Source organism: Pedobacter sp. HDW13 (assembly GCF_011303555.1).
GTDB lineage: Bacteria > Bacteroidota > Bacteroidia > Sphingobacteriales > Sphingobacteriaceae > Pedobacter.
Genome location: NZ_CP049868.1, coordinates 1594695 through 1613239, shown reverse-complemented (window position 1 = coordinate 1613239; position 18545 = coordinate 1594695). Strand labels below are relative to the sequence as shown.

At 37.9% G+C, this 18545-nt stretch carries 17 protein-coding genes; all 17 read left to right on the top strand.

The window, feature by feature from the left end; genetic code table 11:
- Positions 1 to 203: 203 nt before the first annotated feature.
- The 17 genes from G7074_RS06625 (at position 204) to G7074_RS06545 (ending at position 18531) form a co-directional block, all read left to right on the top strand.
- Positions 204 to 1499, top strand: a complete 1296-nt coding sequence (locus tag G7074_RS06625) for a c-type cytochrome (RefSeq protein ID WP_124560537.1) — start codon at positions 204 to 206, stop codon at positions 1497 to 1499.
- 49 nt (positions 1500 to 1548) lie between these two features.
- Positions 1549 to 4581 carry a TAT-variant-translocated molybdopterin oxidoreductase gene (locus G7074_RS06620; RefSeq protein ID WP_166207531.1) on the top strand — a complete coding sequence of 1011 codons (3033 nt, stop codon included), beginning with the start codon at positions 1549 to 1551 and terminating at the stop codon, positions 4579 to 4581.
- A 26-nt stretch (positions 4582 to 4607) separates the two neighbouring features.
- Positions 4608 to 6080 (top strand): NrfD/PsrC family molybdoenzyme membrane anchor subunit, encoded by a 1473-nt coding sequence (gene nrfD / locus G7074_RS06615; RefSeq protein ID WP_124560535.1) that lies wholly within the window; start codon positions 4608 to 4610, stop codon positions 6078 to 6080.
- A 2-nt stretch (positions 6081 to 6082) separates the two neighbouring features.
- Positions 6083 to 6619 (top strand): DUF3341 domain-containing protein, encoded by a 537-nt coding sequence (locus tag G7074_RS06610; protein WP_124560534.1) that lies wholly within the window; start codon positions 6083 to 6085, stop codon positions 6617 to 6619.
- Positions 6591 to 7196, top strand: a complete 606-nt coding sequence (locus G7074_RS06605) for a cytochrome c (RefSeq protein ID WP_124560533.1) — start codon at positions 6591 to 6593, stop codon at positions 7194 to 7196. The genes G7074_RS06610 and G7074_RS06605 overlap by 29 nt, the downstream gene beginning before the upstream one ends.
- A gap of 16 nt (positions 7197 to 7212) precedes the next feature.
- The gene (locus G7074_RS06600) at positions 7213 to 8436 is read left to right on the top strand and encodes a quinol:cytochrome C oxidoreductase (protein WP_124560532.1); all 1224 of its coding nucleotides are present in this window, start codon (positions 7213 to 7215) and stop codon (positions 8434 to 8436) included.
- A 69-nt stretch (positions 8437 to 8505) separates the two neighbouring features.
- Positions 8506 to 9738 carry a cytochrome c oxidase subunit II gene (locus G7074_RS06595; RefSeq protein WP_124560531.1) on the top strand — a complete coding sequence of 411 codons (1233 nt, stop codon included), beginning with the start codon at positions 8506 to 8508 and terminating at the stop codon, positions 9736 to 9738.
- A gap of 116 nt (positions 9739 to 9854) precedes the next feature.
- Positions 9855 to 11642, top strand: coding sequence for a cbb3-type cytochrome c oxidase subunit I (locus G7074_RS06590; RefSeq protein ID WP_124560530.1), 1788 nt, complete (start codon positions 9855 to 9857; stop codon positions 11640 to 11642).
- 81 nt (positions 11643 to 11723) lie between these two features.
- Positions 11724 to 12782, top strand: a complete 1059-nt coding sequence (locus G7074_RS06585; protein ID WP_124560529.1) for a heme A synthase — start codon at positions 11724 to 11726, stop codon at positions 12780 to 12782.
- 12 nt (positions 12783 to 12794) lie between these two features.
- On the top strand, positions 12795 to 13703 hold the full coding sequence (gene cyoE, locus G7074_RS06580; RefSeq protein ID WP_124560528.1) for a heme o synthase: 909 nt from the start codon (positions 12795 to 12797) through the stop codon (positions 13701 to 13703).
- 15 nt (positions 13704 to 13718) lie between these two features.
- Positions 13719 to 14285 carry a cytochrome c oxidase subunit 3 gene (locus G7074_RS06575; RefSeq protein ID WP_124560527.1) on the top strand — a complete coding sequence of 189 codons (567 nt, stop codon included), beginning with the start codon at positions 13719 to 13721 and terminating at the stop codon, positions 14283 to 14285.
- Positions 14286 to 14316: 31 nt separating this feature from the next.
- Positions 14317 to 15024, top strand: coding sequence for a cytochrome c oxidase subunit 3 (locus G7074_RS06570; RefSeq protein ID WP_124560526.1), 708 nt, complete (start codon positions 14317 to 14319; stop codon positions 15022 to 15024).
- A gap of 25 nt (positions 15025 to 15049) precedes the next feature.
- Positions 15050 to 15403 (top strand): cytochrome C oxidase subunit IV family protein, encoded by a 354-nt coding sequence (locus tag G7074_RS06565; protein WP_124560525.1) that lies wholly within the window; start codon positions 15050 to 15052, stop codon positions 15401 to 15403.
- Positions 15403 to 16098 carry an SCO family protein gene (locus tag G7074_RS06560; protein WP_166207528.1) on the top strand — a complete coding sequence of 232 codons (696 nt, stop codon included), beginning with the start codon at positions 15403 to 15405 and terminating at the stop codon, positions 16096 to 16098. The genes G7074_RS06565 and G7074_RS06560 overlap by 1 nt, the downstream gene beginning before the upstream one ends.
- 77 nt (positions 16099 to 16175) lie before the next feature.
- Positions 16176 to 16718: a DUF420 domain-containing protein gene (locus tag G7074_RS06555; RefSeq protein ID WP_166207525.1), complete on the top strand. Its 543-nt coding sequence runs from the start codon at positions 16176 to 16178 to the stop codon at positions 16716 to 16718.
- A 50-nt stretch (positions 16719 to 16768) separates the two neighbouring features.
- Entirely contained in the window at positions 16769 to 17419 is a 651-nt protein-coding gene (locus G7074_RS06550; protein WP_233603899.1) for an RNA polymerase sigma-70 factor, read from the top strand.
- A gap of 131 nt (positions 17420 to 17550) precedes the next feature.
- Positions 17551 to 18531 (top strand): FecR family protein, encoded by a 981-nt coding sequence (locus tag G7074_RS06545; RefSeq protein WP_166207523.1) that lies wholly within the window; start codon positions 17551 to 17553, stop codon positions 18529 to 18531.
- Positions 18532 to 18545 lie beyond the last annotated feature (14 nt).

The window sequence follows — 18545 nt, the reverse complement described above, 5'->3', positions numbered from 1 at the left end:
TGCATCGAAAATGGGCATTTTTATTGCCTGAATGGCTCAAATCGACATTTGTTTAGAATGATTATAAATTGTATTTCCAGTCACTATTATGTCATGGGATTTATTAATAAGTTATACTTTTGTTCAAGTTTTGATGGGGCTATCTGGGTTCAAGCATCAATTTCACAACAAAAAGTAAATTAAATAAGTATAAAGTGTTCATTATGAGAGATATCTCGATGATTTTAAAAAGCGTTTGGAAGTCGTTATTCGTGTTTTCAGCAATTTCCGTAATAGCGGTTTCTACCGTAAATGCGCAGGATGCTAAAGAAGGAAGAACGCTTTTCAAAGCAAAATGTTCTTCGTGTCACGCGTTAGATCACAAAGTTGTTGGTCCGGCATTAACGGGAGTAAGTGATCGTCACCCTGAAGCGTTCCTGTTAAAATGGATTCCGAACAACGCGGCAATGATTGCTGCAGGTGATCCGGCAGCTGTTAAACTATTTAACGATAATGGTAAAGTACCAATGACTACTTTCCCTGAGTTAGATGAAGCAAAAGTAAAAGATATCTTAGCTTACATTAAAGAAGGCGAGCCTAAAGCTGCTACTCCAGCAGGTGGAGCAGTTGCTGCAAAAGACGAATCTACTTCAGGTTTATCAATTGCGGGTATTGTTGCCATTGTAATTGTAGCTATTGTTATCCTTGTAATTTTAGGTCGTGCAAGTAAATTACTTGAGCGTTTGATTTTACAAAAACAAGGTATCGAAATTGAAGAAGATGTGCCATTAAAAGTAGGTGTGCGCAAGATGTTCAAAAACAAGAAATTTGTGATGTTCTTTATCTTGTGTTTAATTATCTGCTTAGGTTCTTTCGGTTGGATGGGTATGTGGGAAACCGGTGTTCACACTGGATATCAACCAGTTCAGCCAATTAAATTCTCTCACGAGTTGCACGCAGGTATCAATCAGATCGATTGTCAGTATTGCCACTCCGGAGCATTTAAATCTAAAAATGCATCTATTCCATCATTAAACGTTTGTATGAACTGCCACAAAGCGGTACAGGCAAGAGATAAATATGATGGTGAGATTTCTCCTGAGATCAAGAAAATCTACAGTGCTTTAGGATACGATCCTGAAACACAGAAATACGATGAGAGTAAATCGAAGCCAATGGAGTGGGTACGTGTACACAATCTACCTGATTTTGCTTACTTCAACCACTCTCAACACGTGGTAGTTGCAGAAGATGCAATTCGTAAAGCAAAAGGATTACAGCCAACTGAGCCTGTTTGTTTCGCTTGTCACGGTCCGGTTAATACAATGGAAGAAATTTATCAATATTCTCCGTTAACCATGAAATGGTGTATTAACTGCCATAAAGAAACAGATATTTCTGGTCAGAAAAACAATGCTTTCTACGCTAAGGTTATCGAAGCGCACGAGAAAATTAAAAAAGGCGAGAAAATTACACCAGCTTTATTGGGTGGTTTAGAGTGTGGTAAGTGCCACTATTAATAGATTAGAGTTTAGTAAGAACATTCGAATAAACAGTAATATAGCTTAAATGGAAAGCAACAAAAAATACTGGAAAGGCTTAGAGGAGTATAACAATACACCCGATTTTGTTAAAAATAACAAAAACGAATTCGCCGAGCCACTTCCAATAGAAGATGTTTTAAATGAAGCAGGGTTAAGTACCGTTACCCCACGCCGCGACTTTTTAAAGGCGTTAGGCTTTGGTTTAGGTGCGGTTACATTAGCTGCCTGCCAAAGTACACCGTTAAAAAAATCAATCCCTTATCTGGTAAAACCAGAAGAGGTTACACCTGGTATTCCTAACTTTTATACTTCCAGCTTCAACGGCCAGAGTATTTTAGTTAAAACAAGAGAGGGGCGTCCAATTAAAATTGAACCGAATCCAAATGCAGGTTTATACAATTGCGGTACGGATGCAAGAGCGCAAGCTTCGGTTTTAGATTTATACGATGTATCTAAACTAAAAGCACCAGCTTTAGTAAAAGGTGGTCAGACTGAAGAAACTACTTGGGCAAAAATCGACAGCTTTGTAAAAGGCGAGTTGGCAAAAGCACAGTCTTCAGGTAAAAAAATCCGTATCGTTGCATCAACAGTAAACAGCCTGTCTACTAATGCAGTTATTGCAGCTTTTGTTGCCAAATATCCTGCTGCTAAACTGGTTCAATACGATGCTGTTTCTTATACAGGTATTATTCAGGCTAACCAAAACAGTTTTGGTAAAGCCGTTTTACCAAAGTATAACTTCGATAAAGCCGATTTAATTGTAAGTTTCAGTGCCGATTTCTTAGGTACGTGGATCAGTGGTGAAGAGTTTACTTCACAATACACTGCTAACCGTAACTATAAATCGTTAGAAAATAAGAAAATGAGCCGCCACATTCAGTTCGAAGGTGGAATGAGCTTAACCGGTACCAATGCCGATACCCGTGTTCCGGTTAAATTATCGGAAGAAGGACCTGCTTTAATTGCTTTATACAATGCAATTACAGGAAGTGCTTTACCAGGTGGAACGTTAGGTAACAATGCAACTGCTGATAAAGTAATTAAATTAGTTGCTAAAGAATTATTACAGAATAAAGGTAAAGGTTTAGTAGTTTGCGGTTCGAACGATGTTTCTACACAAATTTTAGTAAATGCCATTAACGCCGCTATCGGAAGTTATGGTACTACTATCGATTTAGATAACCCTTGTTTCTTATATGCAGGTAACGATGCCGAATTTAATGGCTTAGTTGCTGAAATGGGACGTGGCGAAGTTGGTGCAGTTTTATTCTTAAACAGCAACCCGGCTTACGATGCAGCAAATGCAAAAGCATTTACTGATGCTTTAGCTAAAGTTCCGGCAAAAATTTCATTCTCAGACCGTGCTGATGAAACAGCTACGCTTTGCGATGCAATTGCCATTAACCACAACTACTTAGAATCATGGGGTGATGCCAATGCTTACGAAGGATACTATTCTATCGTTCAGCCAACCATCAACCCGGTTTTCAATAGCCGTCAGGCAGAAGAGAGTTTATTAACCTGGGCTGATGCTCCTGTTAAAGATTACTATCAGTTTGTACGCAGCAATTGGGAAGCTAAAGTATTACCAGCTGCAGGTTTGAAATGGGAAGAGGTGTTAGAAAAAGGTGTAGTTACAACGCAAGCAAAAACTGCAGCAGCTTATAGCTTCACTTTATCATTAGCAGCAGTAGCAACTTCAATTACCAACAGCAGCAAAGCTTTGGCAAAAGAAGTAGAGTTACAGGTTTACGAAAACATCCCAATGCGTGATGGTAAAAATGCAAACAACGCATTCTTACAAGAGTTACCTGATCCGGTTTCTAAAGTAACCTGGGATAACTTTGTTGCCATTGCTCCAAAATTCGCAGAAAAATTAAAGGTTAAAGAATTTGATGTTGTAACTGTAAAAGGTAGCAACGGATATTCAGTAGATCTTCCAGTATTGATCCAACCAGGACAAGCACAAGGAACTGCATCTATCGCATTAGGTTACGGCCGTACCAAAACTGGTAAAGCTGGTAACGATGTAGGTAAAAATGCTTTCCCTTTTGTTTCTTTTGTTAACGGAACAATGCAATATGCTACTTCGGTAACCATTACCCCAACAGGCGCTTACTACGAACTGGCTCAAACACAAACTCACCACTCTTTCGAGGGCCGTGCAGTAATTAAAGAAGCTACTTTTAAGGAGTACTTAAAAAATGCTGGTGCTGGTAACGAAAAAGGTGAGCACAAAGACTACGATCTTTGGGATCAATATGAAAAACCAGGTAACAACTGGGTTATGGCAATCGATTTGAATGCTTGTACTGGTTGTGGTTCTTGTGTTGTTGCCTGTAACGTAGAAAACAACATTCCTGTTGTAGGTCGTGATGAGGTTCGCCGTCGTCGTGAAATGCACTGGATCCGTATCGACCGTTACTATAGCTATGAAACCAAAGATGGTGATGTAACGAGAGAGAAAGAAATTGCAAAATTAGAAGACTTAGATCACGTTTCAGTTGTTCACCAACCAATGTTGTGCCAACACTGTGACCACGCACCTTGCGAAACTGTATGTCCGGTATTGGCAACAGTACACTCAAGTGATGGTTTAAACCACATGGCTTATAATCGTTGCGTAGGTACACGTTACTGTGCAAACAACTGTCCATACAAAGTACGTCGTTTCAACTGGTTCAACTACTGGAACGATTCTCGTTTCGATAACTATTTAAATAACGAGTTTACCCAATTGGTTTTAAATCCTGATGTAACTACACGTTCAAGAGGGGTTATGGAAAAATGCTCTATGTGTATCCAACGTATACAAGGTGGCAAATTACAAGCTAAACTGGAGAAACGTCCATTAAAAGATGGCGATATTAAAATGGCTTGTCAGGAAGCTTGTTCAGCAAATGCAATCGTATTTGGTGATGCAAACGATCCAAATTCAGAGGTTTCAAAAGCATTACGTTCTGAGCGTATCTACTACGTATTAGAAGAAATCAATGTGAAACCAGGTATCGGCTACATGACAAAAATTAGAAATACAGATACAACAGTACAAGCGTAAGCTTTAGTATAAAGAAAATACAAATTATGTCAGGACATAACGAATCAATACTTAGAGAACCATTAATTACCGGCGATAATATCACGTATGCAAAAATTACGGACGATATTTTGATGCCAGTAGAAAATAAGCCAAACAAAGCTTGGTGGATTGGTTTCATCGTTGCCTCATTAGGTGCTTTACTTTGGGTAGTAGCTGTAAGTTACACCTTCTGGAACGGTATCGGAGCATGGGGTTTAAATAAAACAGTAGGTTGGGCTTGGGATATCACCGGTTTCGTATGGTGGGTAGGTATTGGTCACGCCGGAACACTAATCTCGGCTGTACTATTACTTTTCCGTCAGAACTGGCGTAACTCAATTAACCGTTCGGCAGAGGCGATGACGATCTTCGCCGTAATCTGTGCCGCAACTTACGTAGTATCGCACATGGGACGTCCATGGTTAGCTTATTGGGTTTTACCTTTACCAAACCAGTTTGGTTCACTTTGGGTGAACTTTAACTCACCATTGGTATGGGATATGTTTGCAATCTCAACTTATTTCTCTGTATCATTATTATTTTGGTATACAGGTTTATTACCAGATATTGCTACCATTCGCGACCGTGCAGTGGGCACACGTAGAAAAATCTATTCTATCTTCTCTTTTGGATGGAGTGGAAGTGTTAAAACATGGCAACGTTTCGAAGCTGTGTCGTTAATCTTAGCAGGTATTTCTACACCACTTGTACTTTCGGTACACACCATTGTATCAATGGACTTTGCAACTTCGGTAATTCCAGGATGGCACACTACCATCTTCCCTCCATACTTCGTAGCGGGTGCGATTTTCTCGGGCTTCGCGATGGTGTTAACCTTATTATTAGTTGCACGTAAAGTATTGGGCTTAGAGAATTATATCACCATGTTCCACATCGAGTCGATGAATAAAATCATCATCCTAACCGGATCAATTGTAGGTGTTGCTTATTTAACTGAGTTCTTCATTGCCTGGTATTCAGGTTCAGAGTACGAGCAGTATGCCTTCATCAACAGATCTACTGGTCCATACTGGTGGTCTTACTGGATGATGATGACTTGTAACGTAATCTCTCCACAATTGTTATGGTTCAAAAAGATCCGTTTAAGCATTAAAGCTACCTGGATTTTATCAATCGTAGTAAACGTAGGTATGTGGTTTGAGCGTTTCGTAATTATCGTTACTTCATTACACCGCGATTATATTCCATCGAGCTGGGCTATGTTCTATCCAACCTGGGTTGATATCAGTGTATTCGTTGGTTCGATCGGACTATTCTTTACCTTATTCTTATTGTTCTTAAGGGTATTGCCATCAATCGCTATCGCAGAGGTTAAATTATTATTAAAATCTGCAAGTGAGCAAGCTAAAATGAAACAGATTAAAGAAGGGCATGAGAATAAAGAATACGTTGCTGAGTACGTAGAGTCTTTAGAAAAATTTGATAGTGTTAAACAAGAAGATTACGCAAAAATATAACAATGAGTGATATCAAATATATTTTAGGCAGCTTTGGCGATCCTGACGAAATGATGCATGGCATCGAAAAGCTTCAGGAAAATAACATCAGTATCCATGATGTATATACCCCAATGCCTATACACGGAATAGAAGCCAAATTAGGAATTAAAAGATCTAGAATCGATATCGCGGCATTTTGCTTTGGTATTACCGGTACTTGCTGTGCATTCGCTTTGATTTATTTCTGCGCAGTTATCGATTGGAGAGTAAACATAGGTGGTAAACCATCATTTGCATTGCCGGATTTTATTCCGATAATGTTCGAGCTTACAGTATTATTCTGTGCTTTCGGTATGGTGTTAACTTACTATGCTTCTACACACTTATTTCCAGGAAGAGCACCAAGAGTGATGGATTTACGTGCTACTGATGATCGTTTTGTAATTGCAGTTGATGCAAAAGATAACACGGCACATACTGTAATTGATGGATTATTAAAAGATGCAGGTGCTTTAGAAGTAAAGTATAATGAAAGGAAGTACATTAGCTATGAATAAGAATAAATTTGTTTACACGGCGTTTTTAGCTATCGCTTTTGCAGCTACCTTTTCTGCTTGTAAAGATAAACGCAGTACTGGCTTAGAATATGCCAGAAACATGTATGATCCGATTGCTTACAATCCGGATCAGCCAAACAAGAATTTTAAAGATGGTAAAACGGCACAATTGCCACCAGCACATACTAAACCGGTAGGTTTTACCGAGTATGATGAGTTTCCTAATACCCTTGAAGGATATCAGGCAGCAGGTGTGAGCATGGTTAACCCTTTACCTGTTGATACTTTAAATTTAGCTCAGGGCCAGCATTTGTTCGACGTTTTCTGTAGCCCGTGCCACGGAACAAAAGGAGACGGACAAGGACACCTGGTTAAAATTGAGAAATTTAGTGGTGTACCTTCGTACTTCTCTGGAAGTTCATCAAGAGGTGGAGATATGAAAGCGCTTACCGCTGGTAAAATCTACCACACCATTACCTACGGTGTAAATAATATGGGCTCGCATGCTTCACAAATTTCTCCGACTGATCGTTGGAAAGTAGTGATGTATGTTCAGGAATTACAAAAACAACAATAAGTAAAGCAGAATATAAATGGGAACTCACAATATTAATTTTAGTGAACAGTTTGAGTTTACAGGAAAAGTAAAAACCCTAAGTATAGTTGGTATCGTTATTGGTATTGCAGCTGTAGCCTTCGGTTTCTTAGCTGGCGATAAAGTAATGCACGAGCGTACTTTTGCCAACCTGTTGCTTATGGCATATTACTTTGCATGCGTTTGTATGTCGGGTACATTTTTCCTTGCTGTTCAATATGTAGCGCAGGCTGGTTGGTCTGCATCTATTTTACGTGTGCCACAGGCTATGGCAAAAACTTTGCCTATAGCAGCTGTAATACTTGTTGTAGTTATTACTGCAGGTTTATTTACACATAACTTATACCACCACTGGAACGCTGAAGGATTAACTGATCCAAACAGCCCACATTATGATTCGATCATTGCAGGTAAATCGGTGTTCCTGAATGTGCCTTTCTTTTTAGGTCGTCAGGTAGTTTTCTTGGGTGTTTACAGTATTTTTTCGATGCTTTTTGTTAAACTTTCTTACAACGAAGATTTAGCGGGTGGTTTAAATTCTTACAGAAAAAGCTTCAAAAATGCTTGTATCTTCTTAGTAATTTACGGATTTACAACACCAATTTTTGCTTTCGATACCGTGATGTCGTTAGAGGCACACTGGTTCTCAACCATGTTCGGTTGGTATAACTTCGCAGCAATGTGGGTAAGCAGTTTAGCAACTATTGCCATTATCCTGATCTTATTAAGAAGAGCTGGTTACATGCAATGGGTTAACAATAGCCACTTACACAACTTAGGTCAGTTTATTTTTGGTTTCTCTATTTTCTGGACTTACGTTTGGTTTGCTCAGTTCTTATTGATCTACTATGCAAACATGCCTGAGGAAACCGTGTATTTCTTCAAACGCTTTGAATATTACAAGTTCTGGTTTTTCTTAAACCTTGCAATGAACTTCTTAGCGCCAGTGTTATTGTTAATGGATAGAGATAACAAAAGAACCGATGCCAAATTATTATTCGTTTCTATCGTGGTATTGTTAGGTCACTGGGTAGATTACTACCAAATGATTATGCCAGGTGCAGTAGAAGATGGCCACAACGGTTTCGGAATTGTTGAGATCGGAACTGCAGTAGGTTTCGTAGGATTGTTTACCTTTACCGTTTTATCGGCATTGAGTAAAAAACCTTTGATTGCAAAAAATCACCCATTATTACAAGAAAGTTTGCATCATCAACTGTAATGATGATAAGATAGAGCAAATATTTAGTTATTATTATAATTAGCAGTACAGCGTACTACTTTTAAGAAAATGAGTTTAAGAAAGTTTATAACGAATAAAACGACCGCAGCTTTAGCAGTATTACTTACTGTTTTTGCAAACACTAGCGTATTTGCGCAAGATGCAGCAGCAGGTGCTGCCGCGGCACCGAAGGTTGATATGGGCGAGGTTTATAAATCGGTAATATTTTATATACTGATTTTCCTTGCCGTATGTTTATTCATTGCAATTATCGGTAAATCGATAAGGGTATATGAATTAAGCCGCGAAGCACAAGGTAAGCCTGTAGGCATTAACTGGAACAGGGTACATGCAAGTTTATTTGCCTTGTTTTTAGTGTTAGGTTTATATGGTGTATATTGGGAATATACAGTGCACGGTGCAATGTTACTTCCAGATGCAGCATCAGAACATGGAAAGAAAATAGATGAGATGTTCAATTTAACATTGATCATCACCACAATTGTGTTTGTGTTAACACACATCTTATTATTCGGATTTTCTTATATCTACAAATATTCTGCAAAAAGAAAAGCTTACTATTATCCACACAACAATACTATCGAGAAAATCTGGACTATCGTTCCGGCATTGGTATTAACAGTATTGGTGTTAATGGGTTTCTTAACCTGGAGATCAATTTTCTTCAAAGTTGAAGATCCAAATAACAAGCCATTACAAATAGAAGTGACATCTGAGCAGTTTAAATGGTCTATCCGTTACCCTGGAGCTGATGGTGTTGTAGGTACTAAAAACTACAAATTAACTACAGCTACCAACCCATTGGGTATCGATTTTAAAGATCTAAACTCTCGTGATGATGAAATGGCTGATGAAATGGTTATTCCGGTAGGTAAACCAGTTAAGTTAATCTTAACGAGTAAAGATGTAATTCACAGTTTTTACATGCCACATTTCAGGGTTCAGTTAAATACTGTACCAGGTATGAAAACTTACTTTGAGTTTACACCTACTAAAACGACTGCAGAGATGCAGCAAGAAACAAACGATCCTAACTTTAAGTACCTTTTCTTCTGTGCTAAAATTTGCGGTGCTGGTCACTACAACATGCAAAAAGTGGTACGTGTAGTTTCTGAGGCTGACTACAAAACCTGGATAGCTGAACAGAAAACATACTTAAACGATGATTTAAGAAAACAATTTAATTTGCCAGTGGCACCTGCACCTGTAAAAGCAGTAGCAGATTCAGCAGCTACAGATTCAGCAGCTGCTAAAACTAACCAAATGGCTTTAAATAAATAATATTAAGCAGGAGCGAACGAATTATGTCAACAATAGCATTACACGACGAACACAATCACGATCACGCTGATCATGGGCATCATAAAGAGACTTTGATTTCAAAGTATATCTTTAGTATGGATCATAAAATGATTGCCAAGCAATTTTTAATTACCGGTATTATTATGGCGGTAATAGCAATGGGCTTATCCATTTTATTCCGTATTCAATTGGCATGGCCAGATCAGAATTTCCCTTTCTTAGAAACATTTTTAGGTAAATGGGCTGAAGGCGGTCGTATTAAACCCGATTTTTATCTGGCATTGGTTACCATTCACGGTACCATCATGGTATTCTTTGTACTAACAGCCGGATTGAGTGGTACATTTAGTAACTTATTAATTCCTTTACAGATTGGTGCACGAGATATGGCTTCGCCATTCTTAAACATGCTTTCATACTGGTTCTTCTTTATGGCCTGTGTGATTATGATGTCATCATTCTTTATTCAAACCGGACCAGCATCTGGTGGATGGACTGTTTATCCGCCATTATCTGTTGTAGCTAAGGCTATGCCAGGTTCGGGTCTTGGTATGACCTTGTGGTTAATCAGTATGGTACTTTTCGTAGCATCATCATTAATGGGTGGTATTAACTATGTAAGTACAATCTTAAATATGCGTACTAAAGGTATGGATCTTTGGAAAATGCCATTACCTATCTGGGCATTCTTCTTAACTGCTATTCTGGGTATCTTATCATTCCCTGTGTTAGTTGCAGGTGTGGTGTTAATGATATTCGACCGTAGTTTCGGAACAAGTTTCTACTTATCTGATATCGTAATGGGTACCGATATTTTACCAAACGAAGGTGGTTCGCCAATTTTATGGCAACACTTATTCTGGTTCTTAGGTCACCCTGAGGTATATATCGTAATTATGCCGGCTTTAGGTATTTCATCTGAAGTAATCTCAGTGAACTCACGTAAACCAATCTTCGGTTACCATGCAATGGTTTATTCACTAATTGGTATTACCGTATTATCGTTCATCGTATGGGGTCACCATATGTTTGTTACCGGTATGAACCCGTTATTAGGAGGTGTATTTATGATCACTACCTTAATCATTGCGGTACCATCGGCAGTAAAAACATTTAACTACCTGGCTACTTTATGGCGTGGTAATATCCGTTTTACTCCAGCCATGTTATTTGCTATTGGTTTAGTATCATTCTTTATCTCTGGTGGTTTAACCGGTATCTTCTTAGGTAATGCATCTTTAGATATTAACTTACACGATACTTACTTTGTAGTTGCCCACTTCCACCTGGTAATGGGATCAGCAGCAATTTTTGGTATGCTTGCAGGTGTTTATCACTGGTTCCCTAAAATGTTCGGTAAAATGATGAATGCTAAATTAGGATACTTACACTTCTGGTTAACTTTCATTGCTGCTTACCTGGTATTCTTCCCACTTCACTTCTTAGGTTTAGATGGGGTACCACGTCGTTACTATGCATTTACTGAGTTCGAGTTTATGAAAAAATGGTTAACGGTAAACGTATTTGTTACCTGGGCTGCTATTATGGCTGCATTAGCACAAGTTGCGTTCTTATTTAACTTCTTCTACTCGATCTTTAAAGGTAAAGTTGCTCCTCAAAATCCTTGGGAAGCCAATACATTAGAGTGGACTGCACCAGTAGAGCACTTACATGGTAACTGGCCGGGAGAAATTCCAACTGTTTACAGATGGCCTTACGATTATAGTAAACCTGGACATGATGCAGACTTTATTCCGCAAACGGTTCCTTTCTCTCAAACCATGAGCTCTAACTTACCTCACGATTTTGAAGGAAATGCTGAAGCAGAAAAAATTCAGCAAGATTGGGAATTAGCTAATCCTGTTGAAGAAAATAAGGGCTAGTTTAAGCTTTAAATAAAATTTAGAAGGGGTATCTGATTAAGTTTCTGCTTATCCGGATACCCTTTTCATATTAATAGATATATGGTCAGCGGATCAGAACAACGTTTCATTAAAATTAATCTTATAACCATCGTAGTTACGTTATTGGTTATACTTGCCGGTGGTATTGTACGCAGTACAGGATCTGGCATGGGCTGTCCGGATTGGCCAAAATGTTTCGATCGTTATATTCCACCTACTGATGTATCGCAGCTTCCAGCCAACTACAAAGAAAAATATGTTGCTGGCAGACTTAAGAAAAACGAGAAATTTGCCAAATACCTCGAAAGTATGGGGAAGGTGGCGCTGGCTGATAGCATCAGGCACGATCAGAGCATTACCGTACCTGAGGAGTTTAATCCAACAAAAACCTGGACCGAATATTTGAACCGTTTGGCGGGTGTAGCTGCAGGTATCTTTTTGCTGTTAACAGCCATTTGTTCTTTTACTTATAGAAAAACAGCAAAGCGCATTATTGTATTAAGCATCCTTAATATTTTTGTGGTAGGCTATCAGGGTTGGTTGGGATCTATTGTAGTTTCAACTAATCTGGCACAATGGGTAGTAACGGTACACATGTTATTGGCACTTGTTATTCTTGCCATTTCCATTTATACTTATAATTACGCCAAGCAGCTCAATAAAGCACCTTCGGTAATTATGTACCGCATATTATGGCTAAAAGGATTTTTGTTCTTTACGTTAATCATTAGCCTTGTACAGATAGTTATTGGTACTGATGTAAGGGAAGCGATTGATGTAATTGCAAAGTCGCTTGCTTATGGTGCTAAAGATACATGGATTTCGAAGGTTGGAAGTGTGTTTTCTTATCACCGTGATCTGGCTATACTGGTGGTGGTAACAAACGGTGTTGTTTATAAAATGGTTATCGACCGTTTTAGTGGTAAAGCAGCCCCACTGTTAACAGCCAGATTTATTTTAATTACGCTCTTGATTCAATTATTAAGTGGTTTAGCTTTGGCATACATTGCTTTTCCGCCGGTAGCACAGGCATTACATATTTTGTTTTCTACGCTACTATTTAGTTTACAGTTTTACCTGTACTTGTTGGTTTACCGCACCAGTACATATAAACAATAATATTTAAGGGAATTGAAACAATATATTTCAGATTTTTCTAAACTCATCAAATTCAGGCTATCGTTTACGGTAGTGTTTTCTGCATCGATCTCTTTTCTGATTGGGCAGAAGATGCAGGTAGGTAGGGGGCATATTCCTAGTATAGATTGGGGAAATTGGTTGATTTTAATTGCAGGTGGTTTTTTGGTAACTGCAGCCGCCAATACTTTTAACGAGATTATTGAAAAGGATCTGGATAAGCTGATGTCGCGCACTAAAGACAGACCGATGCCTGCAGGTAGGATGACTACAGGGCAAGGATTGATTTTGGGTGTGTTTATGTCTTTTGTTGGTACCTGGTTGCTGGGTAAATTGAATTTAGAAACTGGTTTATTATCGGTATTCTCTATTTTATTATATGCTTTTGCTTACACACCATTAAAACGGAAATCGCCAATAGCAGTTTTTGTTGGTGCTATTCCGGGCGCATTGCCGCCACTTATTGGTTACCTGGCCGCATTTGGTAGCTTAAAAGCCGAAATGTTCCATGAAATAGATTATTACATTGCCGGTATTTTGTTTCTGATCCAGTTTGTATGGCAGTTCCCACATTTTTGGGCAATTGCATGGGTACTGGATGATGATTATAAAAAAGCAGGATTCAGATTATTGCCTACTAAAAAACGTGATAAAGCAACAGCGCTACTTACATTTTTGAGTACTTTGATTTTAATACCTGTAAGTTTACTGCCAACCTTTTATGGCTTTGGTGGTTATTATATTGCAGGCTTATCGCTAATTGCCGGATTTATTTTCAGCTGGTTAGCTTTTAAACTTTTAATGAGCAGAGAAATGATTGACGCCAAGCGCGTGATGTTCTGCTCGTTTTTTTACATACCCGCTGTACAGCTGGGTTTATTATTAAATTTTATAGCAAAATAACTGATGGTTATCACAATGGAAAAGATCCAGGATACATTTGATCCAAAACCCAGAAAGTTTATTGTTTGGTTATTCGTAGTATCATCTACCATTATGTTTGGGGGCTTTACCAGTTACTATCTGGTATTTGCCGCATCTAAAGGTAAAGGGCATGGCTTAATATTGCCCGATGCATTTATTTACTCGAGCATGGTAATTTTAGCCAGCAGTATTACTTTATTTTTAGCAGCCAGGGCCCTAAAGAAACTTAATTTCAGTTTACAACGTAACCTGCTTTGGGTTACTGTAATATTGGCCATTACTTTTGGTGTAATGCAATTTAATGCCTGGGGCAGTATGGTAAGAACTGGTGCTACCCTGGTGGGTAACAACGCCGCAATTTCTTTTATCTACGTAGTATCGGGCATGCACCTTTTGCACATTATTGCAGGTATAGGCTTTATTATTAATGCATTAATTGGCAGTTATAAAAATATTCCTGCTGCTAAAAGCCAGTACAGAATGGAAATTGCTTCTATTTTTTGGCATTTTATAGATATCCTATGGATATATCTATATGTTTTTTTACTTTTGAACCGTTAAATTTGTTAACAAACTATTATACTATTTCCAAATGAATGCAGTATCACAATTAGATCAAGTTAAAACCGGACCATGGAATGGTGGTCGTTCTCCGTGGTCGGTAGAATATGGTAAAATCATGATGTGGTTTTTCCTATTATCAGATGCTTTTACCTTTTCATCATTATTGATCTACTACGGCGCTCAGCGTTTTTCTAAATTAACATGGCCAGATCCTGATTTGGTTTTTCAATCTATACCAGGTATAAAAGATACAGGTGCACCACTAGTATTTGTGGGTATCATGACTTTTATATTAATTCTTAGTTCGGTAACGATGGTTATGGCTGTTGAGGCTGGCCACCGTAGGGCAAAGAAAGAAGTAATCTGGTGGATGGTAGCTACTATCATTGGTGGTTTCATGTTCCTGGGTTGCCAGGCCTTAGAATGGTCTCACTTACACCATGAAGGTTTCTGGTGGGGCAAAATTCCATCTTCTGAAGAATTGAAACACTTATTTGACGGCCCGGTTTCTTTAGTTGCTGCACAGCAATTTGCTAACTTATTCTTCACTATTACAGGTTTTCACGGTTTCCACGTATTTAGTGGAGTAATGATCAATGTAATTATTCTGATCATGACTATTAATGGTACTTTCGAAAGAAGAGGTCACTATTTAATGGTTGAGAAAGTTGGTTTATACTGGCACTTCGTAGATTTAGTTTGGGTGTTCGTATTTACATTCTTCTATTTGGTTTAATTTATCATATTATAAAAATATTTTTATGTCAGAACACGCACATACAACAGAAGGCCACGAGCATGGAGAACATGCAGGCATGAATAAAGCAAAAATCTGGAAAGTAGCTGGTATTTTATCGCTAATTACAGCTATTGAATTTATCATTGCACTTTGGGCAATTCCTGGTGGTCATATCCCACAACATATAGGTAACTACATCTACATTGCATTAACGTTAGTGAAAGCATTTTATATTGTAGCCTATTTTATGCACTTAAAGTTCGAAAAATTAGGCCTGCAACTTGCACTTACTGTTTCATTCATTTTCATTATTTACTTTATTGTTTTAATGCTAATAGAAGGTGGGTTTTTAAACCTGCACATGATGAGTCATTAATGAAAAGAAGTCCTATAAAAAAGGTATTAATCCTGGTAAGCATTTTAGCTATACCGGGATTTTTATTTTTTTACTTATTGCCACACTTTGCCAAAAACAGGTATAAGAGTTTACCAATCTATGGTGAAAAGGTTGTGGCTGCCACCTTCCACAGTGTAAAGGGAAAGAAAATTCCGGATACGATTTACCATCAAGTCCCCAATTTTAAACTCGTTAACCAGCATAACGATACCATTAGCTGGAAATCGTTCGAGAATAAGCTTGTGGTGCTTAACTTATTCCACACAGGAGCCACCAATCAACGGGTTAGCAAATACATCAAACAACTATCTGATGGTTATGAGCAAAAGCCTTTGGTTAAATTTCTAAGCTTATCAGTAGATCCGGCCGATCAAGGTAAGATAAAGGATTTTGCTGCTGGTTTTAAAGCAATAGAGGGTAAATGGGATTTTGTAGCCGGAGATACAGCTCAAACTTATCAGCTGATTAAAAAGGGGCTGTTACTCGATGTAATTGAAGATGATACCAGGGCCAAACCTACATTCATTTTTAGTAACAAAATTTTACTCATTGATAACCTGCATCGTATTCGCGGTATTTACGAAGCCGATAATCCAGAGGCCAATGCCAGACTCGAAGATGAAATCAAAGTATTGATAGCCGAGTATTTGAGGAATATTAAAGACGGCAGGTAAATAGTCCGGAGTACAAAGTGCACATGCTATAATCTGGTTATCGAATAATTATAAAATATAAAAGAGAATTAAAACTCATGGAAAATAGCCCAATTGAGAAAAAATATAACAAATGGATCATTATCCTATCCATTTTCATTCCTGTAGCTGTAGCCTTTTTATTTGTTGTAAAATTGAAAGATTTAGGTATTGATGCTCCTGCACTACCTTTTTTACCTCCTATATATGCAACTATTAACGGTATAACGGCGCTCTTGCTGGTTGTAGCTGTTTGGGCAATTAAGAACGGAAAGGTTACGTTGCATCAAAACCTGATGAAGATAGCTATTGGCTGTTCTTTATTGTTTTTGGTAATGTATATTGCTTATCACATGACTACCCCATCGACCAAATTTGGAGGAGATGGAACAGTAAAATATGTTTATTTCTTTATTCTTTTAACGCATATTCTGCTTTCAATTGCTATTATTCCTTTGGTTCTGGTTACCTATGTAAGGGCATTGGCAGCGCGTTTTGACCGCCATAAGAAAATTGCCAAAATTACATTCCCTTTATGGTTATACGTGGCTATAACAGGTGTGGTAGTGTACCTGATGATATCGCCATACTACCAATATTAACCTAATCCGTTAGTTTAAAATTCATTTCTTGTATTAATAATTGCACAATATTGTGTATAATTGGTTCGGTATTAAGTGTTGGAAGCAATTATGTATTAATGGATGCTGCAAAAATAGAAACAGGAAGGGATTTGATCTCGTTAATAGAAAGGGGACATAGCGCTGCCTTTACACGTTTCTACACTTCTTATTTTCAGAAACTTATTCTGGCTAGTGATAAGTACATTAGCGATATTCATACAGCTGAGGAAATTGTGCAGGATATTTTTCTTAAAATCTGGGAATTTCCTGATAGCCTTACTGAAGTTAAATGTGTAAAATCATATTTATACCGTTCGATTATAAATGCGTCTATTAATTTTGCCAACCGCCAAAAAAACCTGGAGCAACATCATTTAAAATTAGCTGCCGAGTTTTCTGATGGGTACTTCACCGATCTGGATGAAGAAAATGAAATGATCATTATTTTACGCGATGAAATAGAGAAACTACCTGCCCAATGCAAAAAAGTATTTAAACTGAGCAGATTTGATAATTTTAAATACAGGGAAATAGCATTGGAACTTAGTATATCGGAAAAAACGGTCGAAAACCATATCGGTAATGCACTTAAAACTTTAAGGAGCAAATTTATAGACGACCCTGCTTTAAATAGAAAAGCGAAAAGTTATTTAACCGTAATGGCACTTTATTTATATTAATTTTTTGATTTAAAAAGTTGTTTTTAGCCTATTGCAGATGGATTTTTTAAAATATATTTATTTTTTTGAGATTTATTTAGGGGTTTTTATGGTTTGGTTTGTCTTTATATTATAACTCCAACGAACTAAAAATGCTTAACCAATCAGAATACCTGGATTTAATTGTCCGGTATTTAAACAATCCGCAGGATGAAACTACCCGTGCTGCAATAGATACTTACCGGTCAGCATCTGCTGAAAATGAAGCATATTTTCGTGAAATATCGAGGGTATGGGATTTATCTGCAAGATCTACTTCCTTAAACAGGATCGATACCAGGCAGGCGGAAGCCAATTTTAAACGCGAATTAAAAAAGCATACTTATAAACCTTTTACAGGCTTTATCTGGTTTCGCAATATCGCTGCTACACTAGTTTTGCTCGGAGCCGGGTATTGGTTTTATAGCCTGAACAATAAGCAGGTTTACCTTACCCTACAAACTGGAGCAAGCCAAAAAGATTCAATTCTGCTGGTTGATGGTTCGAAAGTTATTCTGGCAGAAAATACCTCTGTTAAATATCCTAAATCCTTTGCCTCATCATCCCGTGAGATTTATTTAATCCAGGGCAAGGCTTTTTTTAAAATAGCTAAAGATCCAAAGCGTCCTTTCAGTGTATTAATGGGCCAATCGAAAGTTAAAGTGCTGGGTACATCATTCAACATTAATTATTCGCAAAATAAAATCGATCTGGATGTGAAAACCGGCAGGGTATTGTTTTCGCCTTACACCAATGGTACATCATCCATTTTAGTGGCCGGGCAGGCTTTATCTTACAGCATTTCGAACAGGCAGTTTACCACCCGGCTTTCGCAAAATGCAGATGCATGGCTAAGCAACGAACTTGTATTTGTAGATACACCTTTAGAAGAGGTATGTAAACAACTCAGCCGTTACTATCAAAAGAATATTCTTTTAGAAACCAACCAGCCACTTGTTAAAAAGTTCAATGCAACATTTAAAGACAACAGTTTGTCAGAAGTTTTAGCTGTGTTAAAAGAAACCTATGGATTAAAGATTACTATAAATAAAGACACAATCACTTTAAAGACACCGTACACACAAATCAATTAATTAACTAAAATCAA